Source organism: Macrococcoides bohemicum, assembly GCF_003259675.1.
Classification (GTDB): Bacteria; Bacillota; Bacilli; order Staphylococcales; family Staphylococcaceae; genus Macrococcoides; species Macrococcoides bohemicum.
The window spans coordinates 1-378 of the sequence record NZ_PZJG01000026.1 but is presented as its reverse complement, the minus strand read 5'-3'; the positions used below and the strand labels follow the sequence as shown (position 1 = coordinate 378).

The 378-nt window shown below is 36.0% G+C and carries 1 tRNA gene; it reads left to right on the top strand.

What is annotated here, in order from left to right:
* The first annotated feature begins 166 nt into the window (after positions 1–166).
* Positions 167–243: transfer RNA gene (locus tag BHX94_RS12645), tRNA-Ile, on the top strand.
* Positions 244–378: the final 135 nt, after the last annotated feature.

The following is a 378-nucleotide window of genomic DNA, read 5'->3' as shown; positions in this document are numbered from 1 at the left end:
TAACAAGGTAGCCGTATCGGAAGGTGCGGCTGGATCACCTCCTTTCTAAGGATAATTACGGAAATCAGACTTCTAAGTCTGATAGGGATTAACATTGACATATTGTATTCAGTTTTGAATGTTTATATTTGACCTTTGGTCAGTAGTAAATATTCAAAATTAAAATGGGCCTATAGCTCAGCTGGTTAGAGCGCACGCCTGATAAGCGTGAGGTCGATGGTTCGAGTCCATTTAGGCCCACCATTTTAATTATTGTACTTTGAAAACTAGATAAAGTAAGAAGAAATAAAAGATTTTACCAAGCAAAACCGAGTGAGTTCATTTTTGAATTCTTAAAAAAATCGCGCGTTTATACAGCAATGTATAAACATCACAATT